Genomic DNA, 2,341 nt, shown 5'->3' on the forward strand with positions numbered 1-2,341 from the left:
CTGCCACCTCCTGGGGTGCCGCCGCGCTGAGGGCTGCGAGCCCGGCACGCAGCGATGCGCCCATGCCCTCGCCCCAGTCAGGCGCGGTGACGACGTCGACGCGAAGGTGCGCCACGGCATCCGAGGCCTGCGACGCCCCGGCACCCAGGACGGTGACGACCCGGTCGCAGCCGGCCTGCCACAGCCGCTCGACCGCCGACTCGATGAGGGTCGGGCCCGTTGGGGTCAGGCGCAGGAGGGCCTTGGGGCCGCCCATCCGGCGGCCGGCCCCAGCGGCGAGCAGCAGCCCCACGGTGGTCACCCGCCCCACCCTCTCCGACTTCGTGCGACTTGGGTACCGGTTTGGGCCGATTTGTGGCCCAGAGCCGCACTCAAGTCGCACGAAGTCGGGAAAGGGGGTCAGGTGGCGGTGGCCTCGATGGCGGCGATGATCCGCGGGCGGATCTCCGAGGCCGAGATGACCGCGTCGACCGACCCGACCTGCACGGCCCGGTGGATGTCGTGCACCCGGTCGAACTCCGACGCCACTTGCCCGAGCTTCTCGGCGCGAACGGCGGTGCGCACCGCGATCAGCTCGGTCGCGAGCGCCGCCCGTTCGGCCCCGCTCGCGGCCGCGACCCGTGCCTCGAGGTCGGCGACCCGCGGGTCGGATGCCGTGCGCTTGTCGACGTCGCGCGCGAAGACCACCGCTGCGGCCGGGGCCCCGCCGATGACCGACGCGAACGAGCCCTCGACGGCGAGCACGGTCATCCGCGGGTTCAGCGCCTTGGAGAAGACGACGAACGCACCACCGTGGTAGCGCGACACCACGACGAAGACGATCGGGCCGTCGAAGTTCACGACCGCCCGGCCGATCTCGGCGCCGTACTCGAGCTGCAGGGCGCGCATCGAGTCGGGTGAGCCGTCGAAGCCCGACAGGTTGGCCAGCACGACGAGGGGCCGGTTGCCGCTCGCCGCGTTGATCGCCCGGGCCGCCTTCTTCGACGAGCGCGGGAAGAGCGTGCCAGCGGTGTAGACGTCCGGCCCGTCGGTCGGCGGCACCCCGCGCCGGGCCACCGTCTTGGACTCGATCCCGAGCAGCAGCACCGGAATGCCGCCGATGCGCGCGTCGAGCACCACCGCGGTCTCGGCGTCGGCCATGCCGGCCCAGCGCTCGAGGGTGCCGTGGTCCTGGTCCGCGACCGCCTTCATCAGGGTGCGGATGTCGAACGGCTTCTTGCGGTCGGGGTTGGTCGCCGACGAGAAGATGTCACCGACGGTCGTGAAGTCGCTGCCCGCGAGGGTGTGCGGGTGCGTCGTGACGTCACGGTCGTGCGGGTCGCTCGTCGGGGCCCGCCGCGGGCCGCTCTCACCGGGCGCGACCCAGGTGTTCTCGTAGTGAGCGAGCAGGATGCCGTAGGCGTCGACCAGGTCCTTGGCCCAGTACTGCGCCTGGCCGTTGGGGCCCATGACGCGGTCGTAGCCACCGATGCCGAAGTTGTCCTCGGCCGAGACGCCACCGGAGAAGTCGAGCGACTGCTTTCCGGTGAGCACCATCGCCGAGTCGGGCGTCATGACGAGGATGCCCTTGGTGTGCATGAGCATCGTCGCCTCGGCGTTCCAGTACGGCTGCGCCCCGACGTTGATGCCGGCGACGACGACGTTGATCTCGTGCCCGGCCTGGGTGAACTCGATGATCCGCTTGAGCGCCTTCGCGACCCAGTCCATGTTCTCGGTGCCCGAGTCCATGGAGATGCGGGCACCGGCGGACAGGGCGAACCACTCGACCGGCAGGCCCCACTCCTCCGCGAGGTCCAGGGCCGCGATGACCCGGGCGCACTCCGGCTCGGCCACCGCGCCGAGGGCCCGCAGCGGGTCGCCGCAGAGCAGCACCCGACTGACACCCTCGGGGTGCAGGGGGGTCGGGGTCGTGACGAGGCCGCAGATGATTCCCGCGGTGTTCTCGCCGTAGGGCCGCTCGACGGGCACGAGCCGACCGCTCTCGTCGAGGTCGAGCTCCTGCACCGACCCACCGGAGCCGGCCACCATCGAGACGAGCTCGTAGGGGTAGACCAAGCCGCGGCGCCGGGCCCGCACGACCTTCTCGGCGTACTCGTCCAGCGGTGCGACCCGCGTGGTCGGGGGCTGGTCGACGGTGAAGGTCACCCCGGACCCCGGCTGGTACGCGAAGCGGGCGCAGATCGGCACGGTGGTGCCGTCCTCGGCGGGGATCGCCCCCTCGACGCGCACCTCTTCGATGCCCGCGCCAGCGGTCATTGGCGCGACCTTGTCCTGAAGGGCCGTCAACTGGTCGAGGTCGGCCTCGACGGGCGGCCAGACGTGCAGCCACACGTGGTTGGTG

Annotated in this window: 2 protein-coding genes; both read right to left on the reverse strand. The window is 71.9% G+C overall.

The window, feature by feature from the left end; translation table 11 throughout:
- Window positions 1–301 (reverse strand): nucleotidyltransferase family protein (locus PLL68_RS01910; RefSeq protein WP_324531122.1); only part of this gene is annotated, 301 nt, incomplete at its 3' end.
- A gap of 98 nt (window positions 302–399) precedes the next feature.
- Window positions 400–2,341: carboxyl transferase domain-containing protein (locus tag PLL68_RS01915; RefSeq protein ID WP_324531123.1), on the reverse strand; the 1,942-nt coding region annotated here is incomplete at its 5' end.

The sequence above is a fragment of the Ornithinibacter sp. genome (assembly GCF_035443565.1).
Classification (GTDB): Bacteria; Actinomycetota; Actinomycetes; order Actinomycetales; family Dermatophilaceae; genus Fodinibacter.